Source organism: Aliihoeflea sp. PC F10.4, from assembly GCF_054612275.1.
Genome location: NZ_JBTSWH010000001.1, coordinates 1,866,935 through 1,881,166 on the forward strand (window position 1 = coordinate 1,866,935; position 14,232 = coordinate 1,881,166).

The 14,232-nt window shown below is 61.3% G+C and carries 17 protein-coding genes; 8 read left to right on the forward strand and 9 right to left on the reverse strand.

All coding sequences use genetic code 11. From position 1 onward, the window contains the following. Nucleotides 1-91: 91 nt before the first annotated feature. Nucleotides 92-2,095: a tetratricopeptide repeat protein gene (locus tag ACX82Z_RS09400; RefSeq protein WP_459588184.1), complete on the reverse strand. Its 2,004-nt coding sequence runs from the start codon at nucleotides 2,093-2,095 to the stop codon at nucleotides 92-94. Between the two features lie 230 nt (nucleotides 2,096-2,325). Continuing rightward, nucleotides 2,326-3,354, reverse strand: coding sequence for a polyprenyl synthetase family protein (locus tag ACX82Z_RS09405; protein ID WP_459588185.1), 1,029 nt, complete (start codon nucleotides 3,352-3,354; stop codon nucleotides 2,326-2,328). Between the two features lie 148 nt (nucleotides 3,355-3,502). Between ACX82Z_RS09405 and ACX82Z_RS09410 the strand changes: the two genes are divergently transcribed. The 6 genes from ACX82Z_RS09410 to moaB all read left to right on the forward strand — a co-directional run bounded on the left by ACX82Z_RS09410 (nucleotide 3,503) and on the right by moaB (nucleotide 7,129). Next, nucleotides 3,503-3,724, forward strand: a complete 222-nt coding sequence (locus ACX82Z_RS09410; protein ID WP_459588186.1) for a putative signal transducing protein — start codon at nucleotides 3,503-3,505, stop codon at nucleotides 3,722-3,724. Further along, nucleotides 3,721-4,506, forward strand: a complete 786-nt coding sequence (locus tag ACX82Z_RS09415) for a tRNA1(Val) (adenine(37)-N6)-methyltransferase (protein ID WP_459588188.1) — start codon at nucleotides 3,721-3,723, stop codon at nucleotides 4,504-4,506. The genes ACX82Z_RS09410 and ACX82Z_RS09415 overlap by 4 nt, the downstream gene beginning before the upstream one ends. Before the next feature lie 72 nt (nucleotides 4,507-4,578). After that, nucleotides 4,579-5,433, forward strand: coding sequence for a S49 family peptidase (locus ACX82Z_RS09420; protein WP_459588190.1), 855 nt, complete (start codon nucleotides 4,579-4,581; stop codon nucleotides 5,431-5,433). A gap of 73 nt (nucleotides 5,434-5,506) precedes the next feature. Then, nucleotides 5,507-5,692, forward strand: a complete 186-nt coding sequence (locus ACX82Z_RS09425) for an NfeD family protein (protein ID WP_459588191.1) — start codon at nucleotides 5,507-5,509, stop codon at nucleotides 5,690-5,692. 34 nt (nucleotides 5,693-5,726) lie between these two features. After that, nucleotides 5,727-6,575, forward strand: coding sequence for a 4-(cytidine 5'-diphospho)-2-C-methyl-D-erythritol kinase (locus ACX82Z_RS09430; RefSeq protein ID WP_459588193.1), 849 nt, complete (start codon nucleotides 5,727-5,729; stop codon nucleotides 6,573-6,575). A gap of 8 nt (nucleotides 6,576-6,583) precedes the next feature. Further along, a complete protein-coding gene (moaB, locus tag ACX82Z_RS09435; protein WP_459588195.1) occupies nucleotides 6,584-7,129 on the forward strand; it encodes a molybdenum cofactor biosynthesis protein B in 546 nt (181 codons plus the stop codon). Between the two features lie 2 nt (nucleotides 7,130-7,131). On the opposite strand, the gene ACX82Z_RS09440 is transcribed toward moaB, so the two are convergent. Then, nucleotides 7,132-7,596 carry a glycosyltransferase gene (locus ACX82Z_RS09440; RefSeq protein ID WP_459588198.1) on the reverse strand — a complete coding sequence of 155 codons (465 nt, stop codon included), beginning with the start codon at nucleotides 7,594-7,596 and terminating at the stop codon, nucleotides 7,132-7,134. Between the two features lie 137 nt (nucleotides 7,597-7,733). Between ACX82Z_RS09440 and ACX82Z_RS09445 the strand changes: the two genes are divergently transcribed. After that, nucleotides 7,734-8,888 carry a PA0069 family radical SAM protein gene (locus ACX82Z_RS09445; protein WP_459588199.1) on the forward strand — a complete coding sequence of 385 codons (1,155 nt, stop codon included), beginning with the start codon at nucleotides 7,734-7,736 and terminating at the stop codon, nucleotides 8,886-8,888. 118 nt (nucleotides 8,889-9,006) lie between these two features. Continuing rightward, the gene (locus tag ACX82Z_RS09450; RefSeq protein WP_459588201.1) at nucleotides 9,007-9,669 is read left to right on the forward strand and encodes a ribonuclease HII; all 663 of its coding nucleotides are present in this window, start codon (nucleotides 9,007-9,009) and stop codon (nucleotides 9,667-9,669) included. A gap of 506 nt (nucleotides 9,670-10,175) precedes the next feature. Here the strand turns inward: ACX82Z_RS09450 and ACX82Z_RS09455 are convergent. From ACX82Z_RS09455 to ACX82Z_RS09480, 6 genes are all read right to left on the reverse strand, one after another. Beyond that, nucleotides 10,176-10,655, reverse strand: a complete 480-nt coding sequence (locus tag ACX82Z_RS09455) for a F0F1 ATP synthase subunit B (protein WP_459588202.1) — start codon at nucleotides 10,653-10,655, stop codon at nucleotides 10,176-10,178. 9 nt (nucleotides 10,656-10,664) lie between these two features. Next, entirely contained in the window at nucleotides 10,665-11,234 is a 570-nt protein-coding gene (locus ACX82Z_RS09460) for a F0F1 ATP synthase subunit B (protein ID WP_459588204.1), read from the reverse strand. A 109-nt stretch (nucleotides 11,235-11,343) separates the two neighbouring features. Beyond that, nucleotides 11,344-11,568 carry a F0F1 ATP synthase subunit C gene (locus ACX82Z_RS09465; RefSeq protein WP_459588205.1) on the reverse strand — a complete coding sequence of 75 codons (225 nt, stop codon included), beginning with the start codon at nucleotides 11,566-11,568 and terminating at the stop codon, nucleotides 11,344-11,346. Nucleotides 11,569-11,642: 74 nt separating this feature from the next. After that, on the reverse strand, nucleotides 11,643-12,392 hold the full coding sequence (locus ACX82Z_RS09470; protein WP_459588207.1) for a F0F1 ATP synthase subunit A: 750 nt from the start codon (nucleotides 12,390-12,392) through the stop codon (nucleotides 11,643-11,645). Nucleotides 12,393-12,464: 72 nt separating this feature from the next. Then, on the reverse strand, nucleotides 12,465-12,866 hold the full coding sequence (locus ACX82Z_RS09475; protein WP_459588210.1) for an AtpZ/AtpI family protein: 402 nt from the start codon (nucleotides 12,864-12,866) through the stop codon (nucleotides 12,465-12,467). Nucleotides 12,867-13,057: 191 nt separating this feature from the next. Further along, nucleotides 13,058-14,218, reverse strand: coding sequence for a cell wall hydrolase (locus ACX82Z_RS09480; protein WP_459588212.1), 1,161 nt, complete (start codon nucleotides 14,216-14,218; stop codon nucleotides 13,058-13,060). Between the last annotated feature and the right edge of the window lie 14 nt (nucleotides 14,219-14,232).

Consider the following 14,232-nt stretch of genomic DNA (forward strand, 5'->3'; position numbering starts at 1 on the left):
TGAGGGGCGGTCATAGGCTCGTCTCTGGTTCCACGTTCGCGCCCTCCTACAGCATCGAACGGCGAAACGGAACGGGTGACGCCGCGCGGTGCTAGTTTTGCGGCATGACGAGCGTTTGACCGGGGCGCAGCAGGTTCGGGTTTCCGCGCAGATCGGGATTGAGATCGAGAATCTCGCGGAAGCGGTTGCCGTCGCCGAGGCGGTCACGCGCGATGTCCCACAAGGACTGGCCGGGCGAGACCGAATGAACATCCTGCACCGGTTCCGGATTTGCGGCACTTGCCGTCTCGACCGCCTGTTCGGCAGGTTCTGCCGGCGCGGTTTCGGGCGATGAATCGAGGCTGGCAACGTCCTGCTCGGCGACCTCCGGTTCGGCGCTCGCCTCGACTAACCCCTCACGCAGCTTGCGCTGAATATCTTCGAGGAGATCGTCCTCCGGCTCGAGGTCGCGTGCGTGATTCCACTGGAAATTGGCTTCCAGACGACGCCCGACCTGCCAATATGCGTCGCCCAGATGATCGTTGAGGATCGGATCGGACGGCATCAGATTGACGGCGCGTTCCAGTTCTGTGACAGCCTCCTCATAGCGTTCCAGACGATAATAGGCCCAACCCAGCGAATCCACGATGTAGCCGTCGCTCGGGCGCAACTCGACTGCGCGCTCGATGAGTGCGAGCCCTTCATCCAGATTGATGCCCATATCGACCCACGAATAGCCGAGATAGTTCAGAACCTGAGGATGATCGGGGAAAAGTTCGAGCGCCTGATGAAAATTCGGCTCGGCCCTATCCCATTGCTTCGTGCGCTCATAGGCAATGCCGCGCTGATAATAGAGGTTCCAGTCCGCCGGTTCCGGCGTATCGATGCGCGCGATCGCACGCTCATAGACTTCGGCGGCCTCGGCAAATTTCTGCTGCGAGGCGTAGACGCCGCCAAGCGCGAGGTAGGCGCGCCGATCGTCGGGAGCGGCATCCAGAAGCGGCTCGAGATGTTCAACCGCTTCGTCATGTCGGTCGAGGTCGGCAAGATTGAGACCGACCTGAAGTTCAGAGATGCGACGAAGCGGCGAGTTTTCCGGAATGCGGCCGTAGATGGCGATAGCTTCTTCGGCGTTGCGCTGCATTTCAGCGATGCCGCCAAGCTGCAACAAAACGGCATCGCTATCGGGTTCCAGCGCCAGAGCATATTGCAGGTAAAGCCGGACGAACGGCTCGCCGCCGCCACGATTGAGCGCGGTGGACAGATTGAGCAGGATTTCCGACGCACCGGCGCTCGCGTCATCGACCATCGGCTCGACGGTCTCACCCGCTTCGATCTCTTCACGCAGAGCCAGAACCGTCACGCGGTCGGAGGCCAGTTCATCGGCCTTGGCCAGAATATCGAGCGCGGTATCATCGTCGCCATTGGCGGCGCGGAAGCGCGCATAGGCTTCGTGGGCGCGCAGGAAAACTTCAGGCGCACCGCTACCTGCTTCCAGATTGGCTGTGGCGCTGGAGAAAAAGCGCTCGGCCTGGTCGTCCATATCCGCCGACGCAGCGATCAATCCGCGATGATAGTTGATGAAAAGCCCATACCAAGGCGGACCATCGACCGCGTCGAGCCGGGCGAGCGCGGCCTCCGGATCGCCTTGATCCGCCTCGATCCACGCACTGATGACGGAGGTTATCAACCGGTCGAGGTCAGACTGGTTTTCGAAGGCCAGCAACTCCAGCGCTTCATCATCCTCGCCGGAGCGAATCGCATCGATGGCCAGCGCCAGCTTCGAAAAGCGCTCGATATCGGGCGCGTCGCGCAGATCTTCGGCAAGCGGAAGCGCTTCGTCGAAATCGCCACGCGAGATCAAAAGCACCATCAGGCTTTGCTGGATCGCCTCGTCGGTGGGGCTGAAGGCGAGCGCGCGCTGATAATAGGCCACCGCTCGGTCGACATCGTTGTCGACCTCGGCGGCGCGCGCAGCGAGATATGCACCGGAAAAAGAGTTGACGCTGATCCGCTCCGGCGTCTCGGCCTCGGACTGAGCCGAAGCCGGGCCGGATACCGCCAGCCCGAGCGCGAGAGCGACGGCGGCGAAGAATTTGTCGGTGGAACGCGGCATCGCTTCCCTTCCTGATCGATTGGCGTCCAGTCCGGAACGCGACCATACGAATCGCTGCCCGGCCCTTCATACTGACAGAGCGTCCCCTTTCCCGAAATCGATCACCGCTGGTTCGGCAGTATCGTCCGGGTACAGGGTCCGACGTCAGGCGTTCATGCAAGCATGGCCTTTTTGGGGACGCGCTTCAATCGCGGATGAACCCGGCTCTCTTCACGTTCCGCTCAACTCGGTCAGGAAACGCGGCTGATGCAAAAATCAATGACATCGACGAGCGCATGCTTGCACGCGCTTTCCGGAAGGGGAGCAAGCGCGTCGCGCGCGATGTCGCCGAAATGGCGCGCACGCGCGATCGTGTCGTTTATCGCACCGTGCTTGACCATCAGCCCACGTGCCTTTTCAAGCGCGGCGTCGTCGCTCTGAGCTTCCTCGATGGCCCGCTTCCAGAAAGCGCGCTCATCGGGCGTGCCGCGCCGGAAACTCAAGATGACAGGCAGCGTCACCTTTCCTTCGCGGAAATCGTCACCAACATTCTTGCCCAGATCGCTGGCGTTGCCGCCATAATCGAGCGCGTCGTCGACGAGTTGGAAGGCAAGCCCGAGATTCGTGCCATAGGAGCGCAGAGCGGCGCGCTCGGCCTTCGACGCCTCGGCGATGATCGGCCCGACTTCTGCGGCAGCCGAAAACAGTGCGGCGGTCTTGGCTTTGATGACGGCGAGATAGTCGTCTTCGGTCGTCTCCAGGTTCTTGGCGACACCGAGTTGCATGACCTCGCCCTCGGCGATGACCGAGGCGGCCGACGACAGGACGTCGAGCGCTTCGAGCGAGCCGACATCGACCATGACGCGGAACGCCTGACCGAGCAGATAATCGCCGACAAGGACGCTGGCCTGATTGCCCCAGATCATGCGTGCCGTGCTCTTGCCCCGGCGCAATGCGCTTTCATCCACGACATCGTCATGCAGAAGCGTAGCCGTGTGCATGAACTCGACCGCCATGGCGAGTTTGACGTGTCCGTCGCCGCCGTAGCCGAACATCTGCGCAGCCGCGAGCGTCATCATCGGGCGCAGACGCTTGCCACCCGACGAGATCAGATGATTGGCGATTTCCGGAATCATCTCGACGTTAGACCCCGCCTTGGACAGGATCAGATCGTTGACCTTGGCCATGTCGGCGCGCGTGATCTCGATCAGCGCATCGATCGATGCCGTGTTCTCGCGCGGGCTGTCGATTTTCACTACAACGCTCAACAGGATCTCCATTGGCGGCCTTGCCGCATCGGCGCGGACATTATGGCGAGGGCCTGCCCCGGGCAAGAGGCGAATTGGCACAACGCCTTGCTTTTCATGGCGCGGACTTTCGCCCGGCCCCACGGCCCGTTACATAGGACCAAACACGCGGAAGGCCTATATGCAGGAACTCATACGCACAAACGATATCGTGCTCATCTCCTTCGTGGAGACGTTGCTGCGCGACGCTGACATCGATTTCTTCGTCGCAGACCAGAATATGAGCATTCTGGAAGGCTCGATCGGCATTTTGCCGCGCCGGGTCATGGTCTCCGAAGATGACTTCGCGCAGGCCCGACGCATCATGACGGATGCCGGCGTCGATGACGAACTGAAGCGATGACCGACACGGAGCCTTCCGTGGACCATACGGTCGACGCGTTCCATCGCGGCCGCTTCCATCTCGTGCAACCCGCCGGACGCGGGCACCGCGCCGGCCTCGACGCGATGATCCTCGCGGCCGCCGTGCCGTCGGGCTTTGCGGGACGCGTTTGCGATCTCGGCGCAGGTGCCGGCGGCGCTGGCCTCGCCGTCCTGTCCCGGTGCGTTGAGTCATCCGTGTTGCTCGTGGAGCGCGAACCGGAGATGGCCGGATTTGCAAATCGCACGCTTGCGATTGCCGAAAACGCGGCGCTAGCTGAGCGGGCCGAAATGATCGTCGCCGACGTGACCTTGCGCGGGGAAGCGAGGCAAAAGGCGGGTCTTGCAGACAATTCGTGCGATTTTGCGATTTCGAACCCACCATTCAACGAAGCTTGCGACCGCGCCTCGCCCGACGTGCTTCGTATGGCCGCCCATGTGATGAACGACACGATGTTTGCGGACTGGGTTCGCACGGCCGCCGCAATGGTGCGGACCGGCGGCGGTTTGGCGATCATCGCGCGACCGGCATCACTGGCCGACATTCTGGCCGCGATCGACCGCCGTTTCGGCTCGGCGGAAATGATCGCAATCCACCCTCGCCCCGGCAAAGCCGCTATCCGTATCGTGCTTCGCGCCTGGCGTGGCCGTCGCGGCGCGCTCTCCATCTTGCCGTCGCTCCATCTTCACGGCGTGGCCGGCAACGGCTTTACCGAAAGCGCCGATGCGATCATCAACGGGCAGGCCGCCCTGTTCGGCGACTGACCATTTATCGCGCCGCATTGCGCAATCCCGCAGCTTTCCTACATGGTTCTGGAAACAGGAGATCCAGACCACGTGCGACGCCTCGTCAACAAGCTTCTTCCCAAATCATTGCGCTCATCCATCGTCACGATCCCGGTTATCCGGCTTCACGGCACGATCATGTCCGGCTCGGGCCCGATGCGGCAGAACCTTTCACTGGCAACGACAGCAGCGCTGATCGAAAAGGCATTCGCTGTGGCGGATGCGCCGGCCGTTGCGATCTCCGTCAATTCGCCGGGCGGCTCGCCCGTCCAGTCGCGGCTGATATTCAAGCGCATCCGCGACCTGGCGCAAGAAAAGAACAAGCATGTTTTCGTGTTCGTCGAGGATGTCGCGGCGTCCGGCGGCTACATGATCGCCTGTGCGGGCGACGAGATCATCGCCGATCCATCGTCGATCGTCGGCTCGATCGGCGTCGTTTCCGCATCGTTCGGCTTTCAGGATCTGATCAAGAAGATCGGAGTGGAACGGCGCGTTTATACTGCGGGACAGAACAAATCGCTGCTCGATCCTTTCCAGCCCGAGAAAAAGGAAGATGTTGAGCGGCTGAAAACCCTTCAGCTCGAAGTCCATCAGACCTTCATCGATCTCGTGCGTGAGCGTCGCGGGTCGAAGCTTGCTGATAATCCGGATCTTTTCACCGGGCTTTTCTGGAGCGGTAAGAAGGGTCTCCAACTCGGCCTCGTGGATCAACTCGGCGACATGCGCGAGGTGCTGAAGGAGCGCTACGGCGAAAAGACGAAGCTGCAACTGATCACGATGCCGCGAGGCCTTTTCGGCCGCAAGCTTGGCGTCGGCGGGCTTTCGCAACAGATCGCACACTCCGCTGCCGAGGGGCTGGCGGATGCGGCGAGCGAACGGGCGCTTTGGAACCGATACGGGCTTTGAACGTCATCACGAAAACGCCTAGAATGGCGTTTTCGATGTTTCCATGAACGTTCGAGCCAAGGGACATGGCGTCATGCCTCAACTGATTTTCTTCGCGGCGGTCGGCGCTGCCGCCCTGATCGGCTACCGCGCGTTCATTCGTGAGGCCGAGAAGCTGACCGCGCGCACCCGCCGCGCCGAATCCGAGGCGCGGACCGGCGCAATCGGTACGCTCGTCAAGGACCCAGTCAGCGGTGAGTACCGGGTTGCCAAGGACTGAAACCGGCGAAGGCGGGTTGATCGATCGACCGCAAATGAGGTTGCGCGCGCCTGCCAAGATCAATCTGGCACTGCATGTGACCGGACGGCTCTCCGACGGTTATCACGAAATCGATTCGCTCGTCGTCTTCACCGAACTGGGCGACGAACTCACTGTCGAGACGGCCCGGGCCGATTCGTTCCGGATCGAGGGGCCGTTCGCGGATGCGATTCCCGGCGATGGCGACAATCTCGTCCTGCGCGCCCGAGATCTTTTTCGACAGCGGCATTCATTTACGCAGCCATTGTCGATCACCTTGACCAAGAACCTGCCGCCCGCATCCGGCATCGGCGGCGGGTCGAGCGACGCGGCGGCGTGTCTTGCAGCGATGGCCGAGATTGCTCGTTCTGATGTCAGTTTGTCGTCGACGGGGGCAACACTCGGCGCGGACGTGCCGATGTGCCTTGCCGCCGAGCCGCTCATCGCACGCGGTATTGGCGAGGAGATTTCGCTCGTCTCTTCATTCCCCTCGCTGGCGATGGTGCTCGTCAATCCGGGCGTCGAAGTGCCAACGCCCGAAATATTCCTGCGTCTGTCCTCGCCGAACAACACGCCCTTGCCCCCACTCGAACACCCAAACGACGTCGTCGACTGGCTTTCGAGCTGCCGCAACGATCTGCAGGAACCGGCCTTAGGCTACGCACCCATCATCGCCGAAGTTTTGGCTGCGCTCGACGCGTGCGGCGCACGCCTTGCGCGCATGTCAGGCTCCGGCGCGACGTGTTTCGGGATTTTTCCGGACATGGTTTCGGCGAACCGTGCCGCGGAACAATTGCACGCCCGGCAGCCTTCATGGTTCGTCAAGGCAACTCGCAGCCATGCGTCCGGCGAATTCAGGAGATGAATCGAGACATGAGCGAACGTCCTTTCATTCCAGTCACCTTCGCCGTGCTGACCGTTTCGGACACGCGCGACATGACGACCGACAAATCCGGGCAGACGCTGGTCGACCGGATCGCAGCAGCAGGCCATGCCCTGGGCGCGCGCGAAATCGTCAAGGACGACGTGGCCGCGATCCGCGCTAAGGTGCAGTCGTGGAGCAGCGACGCCTCGATCGACACGATCATCACGACCGGCGGGACGGGATTTACCGGCCGCGACGTAACACCCGAAGCGCTCGAACCGATCTTCGAAAAGCGCATGGACGGATTTTCCACGCTCTTTCACAAGATTTCGGCCGACAAGATCGGCACTTCGACGATCCAGAGCCGCGCCACGGCCGGCCTTTTGAACCAGACCTTCGTTTTCGTTCTGCCCGGCTCGCCCGGCGCCTGCCGGGACGCGTGGGACGGCATTCTCAAGGACCAGTTCGACTACCGGCACATGCCGTGCAATTTCGTGGAGATCATGCCGCGTCTCGACGAACACCTGAAACGCGGCGCTGGCACAGTGGTCTAGGTTCAGTCTGCGGCGTGGATTTCGGCACGAAGGCGCAGCGGCCTTTGCCTTTTGCTGCCGAAAGCAGGCTTCGGCACAAGCAGCCCTTCTGAAAACGCAGGCGGCCGGGCGAACAGGCGCGACCACAGCGAACGAGCGGTTTGCGGCGACCGGGAAAACGAAGCCGGCAGCGGCGATACCGACACATGCTCGCGCACCGGTTCGATCCAACCGGACGCCATGCGCGCGCCGGGCTGGAGAACGAGCAGCCAGTCCCCCCGCGCAACCTTGACGCCACCCGTGACGGCTGCGTCGGCTAAAAACACGCACCCTGCGTGCTCGGCGACCGTCGCCGTCCCATCCGTGGACCCTCGATCACACACGATGACCTCGCGCACCACGCCTTCTACAGCACCGGCGACAAGCGACGCCAGCGTTCGCGCGAGTTCAGCCTCGCTGTTTCTGGTTTCGATCAGAACCGAGATCATGACTTGAATTAGCGCAAACGCATGAACTGCGCCAGTTAACGAAACACCGCATAAAGTTCTTGTTTTGTTCTTTTTCGTAAGATAGGAATAGTTTCATTGACGAATCGACATGCCACCACCGGCGGCAGGAGCGTGAAATGGAACAGATCAGACAGGCCGACGTTGCCGCTTTCATGAGCGGAGATGCGCATATGGCCAACGCGATGGTCGAGGAAAGCGGCCTCAGGGTGATTCCCGATCGACGCCGGGGCCGTGGTGCGGGCGTCAATCCGAGCGGGCGCTACGAAAAACATCAACGCGACGTTTTTGACGATGGCTGGAGTTCCTTCGAGGAATTGCCACCGTTCAAGACGGACGTGCAGATCGAAAAGCCGCGCACGATCATCACGCGTAACGAATCGCCCGACATTTCCTTCGACCGCTCGATCAATCCCTATCGCGGCTGCGAGCACGGCTGCGTCTATTGCTTCGCGCGCCCCACGCACAGCTATATGGGCCTGTCTGCCGGTCTCGATTTCGAATCGAAACTGTTCGCCAAGCCGGACGCCGCCCGCCTTCTCGAACGGGAACTTGGCAAGGAAGGCTATCAGCCGAAGACGATCGCGATCGGCACCAACACCGATCCCTACCAGCCGATCGAGAAGCAGTGGCGCATCATGCGCGAAATCCTCGAAGTGCTGGAAAAACACGAGCACCCCGTCGGCATCGTGACGAAATCGGCGCTGGTCATGCGCGACATCGATATTCTCTCTCGCATGGCCGAGAAGGGATTGGCCAAGGTGGCACTGTCCGTCACCACGCTCGACCGAAAGCTGGCGAGAGCGATGGAGCCGCGCGCGGCAACGCCGCCACGGCGGCTCGAAACGATCCGCGCATTGAGCGAAGCCGGCATTCCGACATCTGTGATGATCGGGCCTGTCATTCCCGGCCTCAACGATGCGGAGATCGAGCGCATACTCGATTCGGCGACCGCTGCCGGCGCGAGCGAGGCGGGATACGTCATCTTGCGCCTGCCCCTCGAAGTCAGCTCGATCTTCAAGGATTGGCTGCTGCAGCATTATCCCGACCGCTACCGGCATGTGATGTCGCTTGTGCGCTCGATGCGCGACGGGAAGGATTACGACGCTGAATGGGGCAAGCGCATGAGAGGGTCCGGCCCTTATGCCTGGCAGATCGGCAGGCGCTTCGAGCTTGCTGCCAAACGGCTCGGCCTCAACACGCAGCGCATGAAACTGCGCACGGATCTTTTCAATCCGCCCGCACGCAAGGGCGAGCAGCTCAGCCTGCTCTAGAATATTCAGTTTCGTCCGGCCTGTCCCCAATCCAGCCTGACGGAATGCCCTTCCCGCCCCGCCCCAAGGACGGGAAGGACTTGCGGAGAATCGGACGCGATGCGAGCATTGCCGCAACATGGCTCGCCAACGCTCCGATTCTCCGCTTCTCTTCAACCTGCCTGTGCGCCCGGACTTCCGGATGGAGCGCGCCGCACAGCGCGAGGGGCTTTGGCCAGTCTGCGGAACAGACGAAGCTGGACGCGGGCCGCTTGCAGGTCCGGTCGTCGCCGCCGCCGTCATTCTCGATCCCAAGCGTATTCCCAAGGGCCTCGACGATTCGAAGCGCATGGGTCATGCCGAGCGTGAAGTCGTTTTCGACGATATCCTGAAAAAGGCACTGGCGGTTTCCGTCGCCTCCGTGTCCGCGCATTCGATCGACCGCAGCGACATTCGCAAGGCGAGCCTCGAGGCCATGTGCCACTCGGTGAAGCTGCTCTGCGTCGAACCCAGACTGGTTCTTGCCGATGGCCGCGACATTCCTCCAGGCCTCACCTGCGATGGCAAGGCGGTCGTCAAGGGCGACCAGCGATCGCAATCCATTGCAGCCGCGTCCATCATCGCGAAAGTGACGCGCGACAGGATGATGACACGCACGGCTTCAATCCACGTCAGCTACGGCTTCGATGTGCATATGGGGTATGCCACCGTGCGCCATCGCACAGCCATCGAGGCCCATGGTCCACTGACGCGGCTTCACCGTCTGTCCTTTGCGCCCTTCAGACTGGACGCGGCAGAGTAGGCTAAAGGCCGCATTTTCTAATTGTTGTCATTCAATGGTCAGGTCGAGGCGTGGATTCATGTGACGAGCATAGGAATGACTGCACTAAAGCTTTTCGTCAGTCTTCGGCGTTTGCGATTTTGAAGACCGTCATTCCCGTGCTCGTCCTTCAGCCCATGCTCCGCTTCAATCAGGAATGACGGATGCAGTTATGCGAATGCCAAGCGCGAACGCCTCTCGTTTGCATAGACCTTGATGCCGTCATTCCTGTGCCGGCCTGCTGTCGTACTTGTTACAAGGCTCACAAGAATTCACGCTTCGGCTTTGTTGCGTCGCGATCTTTCAGATTCACTCCGCGCGCTTAGTTGTTGTTTTACACGCGTCTTTATCCCGAACCCGATTCCCGTTTTTGAAAGACAATGCATTAGCGTTCAAGAACGCTCACTGCGAGTGAGGACCGGATCAATCTCCGCAAACAAAAAAACCCCGCCGAGGCGGGGTTTCGTTATTGTGCAGATCGCGACGGATCAGTTCATCCGAGCCTTCACGTCATCAAGCGAAGACTTGAAGAGCTGCGTCTTCACCTTGGCGTCAGCGCGCTCCTCCAGAAGCTTGGAAGCAGCCGCGACGGCGATGTCGACGGCGTTCGAGCGAACGGCGTTGACTGCGTCGCGCTCGGCCTGCGCGATCTTCTGCTCGGCCAGCGCCGTGCGGCGCGCGACATATTCCTGCGACCGCTGCTTGGCTTCCTCGACGAGGTGGCCCGCTTCACGCTTGGCCGCCTCTACGATCTCGCCGGCTTCCTGCTCGGCCTCCTTGCGCTTGCGCTGATACTCGGCCAGCAATTGCTGCGCTTCTTCACGCAGCTTGCGGGCTTCTTCGAGTTCGTTGCGGATGCGCTCGGCACGCTGGTCGAGATTGCGCCCGATCATGCCGGGAACGCGCAGATAGACGACGAGTGCGAGGAAGACGACGAGGCCTACGGTGGCCCAAAATGTTGCATCCATCCGTGCCTCCTATCGAACCTGGCCGACAGCGGCTGATACCGCCTTGTCGTCCGGCTTCTGCCCGATCAACGCCTCGACGATCGCGCCGGCCGTTTCCTCGGCGATCGTGCCGACATCCTTCATCGCCGTGTCGCGAACGGCAGCGATGCGGCGTTCGGCGTCCACAAGCTTGCGATCAAGTTCGGCTTCCACCGACTTGCGCTGTGCCTCGGCATCGGCCTTGGCCGAATCCTGAGCTTCCTGCGCGATCGCATGCGCCTTGGAACGCGCATCGGCGAGTTCCTGCTCATAAGCAGCAATCGCAGCGTCGGCTTCTTCCTTGTTCCGCGCCGCCTGATCGAGATCATGGGCAATGCGGTCCCGGCGTACTTCGAGAATGTTTCCGATTCTCGGCAGCACCACCTTTTGCAGGAAAAGATAGAAAAGGCCGAAGCTGATCGCCAGCCACAAAAGCTGCGAGGGATAGAACTCCGTCTCGAAGGGCGGAAAACCGCTCTCCTCGTGGACTTCCACCACTTCGGTCTGCAATTCGCCTTCGGCGGGAACGGCGTCCTGCGCGTATCCAGGCGTTACGAACATGTGCATCCCCTGCTCATGTTGCCGGCCACGCTTGGCGACCGGCGGGTCTCAGCACTTGGTAGATTCCGGCCATGCGGGCACCGAAAGCGCCCGCCGGCCGGGCCTCATCTTACGTGAAGAGGAGGAGCAGAGCGATGAGCAGCGAGAAGATGCCCAGAGCTTCCGTGACGGCGAAGCCGAAGATCAAGCGGCCGAACTGGCCGTCGGCTGCCGACGGGTTGCGCAGCGCGCCCGAGAGGTAGCTGCCGAAGATGTTGCCGAGACCGAGAGCGGTACCGGCCATGCCGAGGCAGGCGATGCCTGCGCCAAGCGCCTTTGCTGCTTCTACTTCCATTTCAAAACTCCTTCGTGGACTGTTCGAATGTTGGTGTTCGAGGATGGCGGGACCGCCGGTGAAACTTGTCGAACTCAGTGCTCCGGATGAAGCGCGTCGTTCAGATACATGCAGGTCAGGATCGCGAAGACATAGGCCTGGATGAACGAGATCAGGAATTCGAGCGCGGTGATCGCGACCGTCAGGAAGAGCGGCAGGATGGCCGCTGCGATACCGACAGCGCCGAGCGAACCCAGCGTCGCGATAAAGCCTGCGAAGACCTTCACCGTGATGTGGCCGGCAAGCATTGCCGCGAAGAGACGAACCGAAAGGCTGACCGGGCGCGAGAGAAACGAAATGATCTCGATCGCGACGACCAGCGGCACGAGCACGCCGGGGACGCCGTGCGGGACGAACAGCTTGAAAAAGCGCAGCCCGTGGGTCTTCAGACCGTAGGCGACGAGCGTCGTCATCACCAGCATGGCGAGGCCGAACGTCACGATGATGTGGCTCGTCACCGTGAAGAAATACGGGAACATGCCGTACATATTCGCCGTCAGGATGAACATGAACAGCGAGAAGACGAGCGGGAAGAACTTCATGCCGTGCTGGCCGGTCGCATCGCGCAGCATATTGGCGATGAACTCGTATGACATCTCCGAAACCGACTGGGCGCGGCCCGGCACAAGGCCGCGGCTCGATGTCGTCAGATAAAGAAACGCACCGGCGGTCACGACGGAAGCGACCATGAAGAGCGACGAATTGGTGAAAGAAAAGTCGAGTCCCCCGATTTCGATCGGAATCAGTCTGGAGATCTGAAATTGGGAGATCGGATCGTCGGCCATCAGGCGCCCCTCGATAACAAAGCCGGCGCCAACCGCGCCGTGTCAAATTCCAAGTTCCGTATCAGTTCCGTATCAGTTCCGGTCGCCGTCCGGCGTCCGCACTGGGTGTTCGGCAACAACGCCTGCCGAACGCATCACATTCAGGACGCCGGCAACGAACCCAAGCAACAGGAACACGATAAGTCCCCACGGGCTCGTGCCTGCCACCTGATCGACGAACCATCCGATAACGGCGCCAACCACGATGCCGGCGATGAACTCGCTCGACAAACGCAGGGCCTTGCCCATCCCGGCCATATCGCGGGATCTCGGACCATCCGCCTCGACTTTCCCCGCAGGCCGCAATGCGGAAAGACGGGAGTCGAGTTCGCGACGGCGACGCTCGAAATCGGCTTCGCCGCCAGTTTTACCCTGACCGGTCTGGCCGGTTTCGTCAGGCCTTTTGTCTTCGGCCATCGCAACCTCCTGACCCATCAGGCACCGACTGGCTGCCGCTTCGAAGTCGCGCGCAACATATTCAGGGCATCCGCGCCAGTCAAGCCGAGCCGAGGGATTGAATCCGACAGGTTTTCATTATGAAAATCAGCGCATTAGCTAACTGCGACAATGCGCGCAGGTCAGTCCGGGCAGAATCGCCACGCTCACAGGCACGTCGGACAGCCAGATCAGCTCCAGCCACCGCCCTTCGTGCGGTAGAAAATATGCAGGCCGATCTTCTTGACCCTGTCCATCGCGCGCGCCCAGCGCGGATTAACGTAGGTGGCGTGGTAATGCGTCGACGATCCGACTTCTGGCAGGAAAACCTTGCCTGCAGTGACGGCCATCGCCACATCTTCCGCCAGCCTGTAATGAGCGGCGCTGCGCACACGCGGCGTTGTGCCGTCGCAGGCGAAAGAAAACTGGCAGCGATTGCGCCAGCTCCGATTCTGATAGACGACGCCGCAGATCGTATCGGGATAGGACGGTGCGCGCACGCGGTTCAAGATGACCTGGGCGACCGCCGCCTGCCCAGCGACTTCCTCGCCGCGCGCTTCGAAATAGATGCCTTCGGCAAGGCATTTCTGCTCTCTGGCTGAAAATACGCCGGCCGGCAGCGGATTGTTCATCCACGCATGGTCGCCCGGCGCCATCGGCGGGATGAACCGACCCGCAGCCGCGTCTTCTTCCTTCAGCAGGCTGGCAAAGGGTGACGACGTTGCATAGTTCGGCTCGGCGGGCGCATAGGCGGTCGCCAGAATGTCGGCCTTTTCATTCGTCACCAGTGCGGCGAGCATGGCTGGCATCTGGTCTTCGGGTATCTGGCGATGCGTCGGGTGGAAGGCGCGCGCGATCTCGACCTCCTTGCCGTCGAGTTCTGGACTCAGGAACGACATCGCCTGATCCGGTTCGATACCCTCAAGAAGACTCGTCCGCTCGAGAATCGATCCGGCGTTGAAGAACCGAGGCGGCGACACCGGGGTAACGTTGATGACCCGGTCCTGCTTGCCCGTGCGATTGACGCGATCCTCATCGGGACTCGTATTCTTCTCGCCGTCCTGCGAGCGCAAGGCGACGGTGCCGATGCCGGGCAGTTTGAGACCCGCACCGGCGATCGCGCCGGTCACCGTCGAATCGACGAAAGGCAGTTCGGCCTGATGTACGGAGCCGGCTTGCGCCTGCTCGACGACCGCACCCCACCTTCCCGACCCCGTCTCAAGGCCGGAGATCATGCTGGTCATATCCTGAAAGGCGGCAGATGTAGGAAAAGCGACCCAGAGACCCAGGCCAAGCAAGGCGGGCGTCACGAGGGAGCGGTTTTCCAGAATCCGTTTTAAACGCCGTGACAAACGCGCTACCCGCA

Excerpts from the sequence above, each read along its gene's own strand:
- ACX82Z_RS09400 (WP_459588184.1), bottom strand. The coding sequence starts at position 2,095 with ATGCCGCGTTCCACCGACAAATTCTTCGCCGCCGTCGCTCTCGCGCTC.
- ACX82Z_RS09405 (WP_459588185.1), bottom strand. The coding sequence starts at position 3,354 with ATGGAGATCCTGTTGAGCGTTGTAGTGAAAATCGACAGCCCGCGCGAG.
- ACX82Z_RS09410 (WP_459588186.1), top strand. The coding sequence starts at position 3,503 with ATGCAGGAACTCATACGCACAAACGATATCGTGCTCATCTCCTTCGTG.
- ACX82Z_RS09415 (WP_459588188.1), top strand. The coding sequence starts at position 3,721 with ATGACCGACACGGAGCCTTCCGTGGACCATACGGTCGACGCGTTCCAT.
- ACX82Z_RS09425 (WP_459588191.1), top strand. The coding sequence starts at position 5,507 with ATGCCTCAACTGATTTTCTTCGCGGCGGTCGGCGCTGCCGCCCTGATC.
- ACX82Z_RS09430 (WP_459588193.1), top strand. The coding sequence starts at position 5,727 with ATGAGGTTGCGCGCGCCTGCCAAGATCAATCTGGCACTGCATGTGACC.
- moaB (WP_459588195.1), top strand. The coding sequence starts at position 6,584 with ATGAGCGAACGTCCTTTCATTCCAGTCACCTTCGCCGTGCTGACCGTT.
- ACX82Z_RS09440 (WP_459588198.1), bottom strand. The coding sequence starts at position 7,596 with ATGATCTCGGTTCTGATCGAAACCAGAAACAGCGAGGCTGAACTCGCG.
- ACX82Z_RS09445 (WP_459588199.1), top strand. The coding sequence starts at position 7,734 with ATGGAACAGATCAGACAGGCCGACGTTGCCGCTTTCATGAGCGGAGAT.
- ACX82Z_RS09450 (WP_459588201.1), top strand. The coding sequence starts at position 9,007 with ATGGCTCGCCAACGCTCCGATTCTCCGCTTCTCTTCAACCTGCCTGTG.
- ACX82Z_RS09455 (WP_459588202.1), bottom strand. The coding sequence starts at position 10,655 with ATGGATGCAACATTTTGGGCCACCGTAGGCCTCGTCGTCTTCCTCGCA.
- ACX82Z_RS09460 (WP_459588204.1), bottom strand. The coding sequence starts at position 11,234 with ATGTTCGTAACGCCTGGATACGCGCAGGACGCCGTTCCCGCCGAAGGC.
- ACX82Z_RS09465 (WP_459588205.1), bottom strand. The coding sequence starts at position 11,568 with ATGGAAGTAGAAGCAGCAAAGGCGCTTGGCGCAGGCATCGCCTGCCTC.
- ACX82Z_RS09470 (WP_459588207.1), bottom strand. The coding sequence starts at position 12,392 with ATGGCCGACGATCCGATCTCCCAATTTCAGATCTCCAGACTGATTCCG.
- ACX82Z_RS09475 (WP_459588210.1), bottom strand. The coding sequence starts at position 12,866 with ATGGGTCAGGAGGTTGCGATGGCCGAAGACAAAAGGCCTGACGAAACC.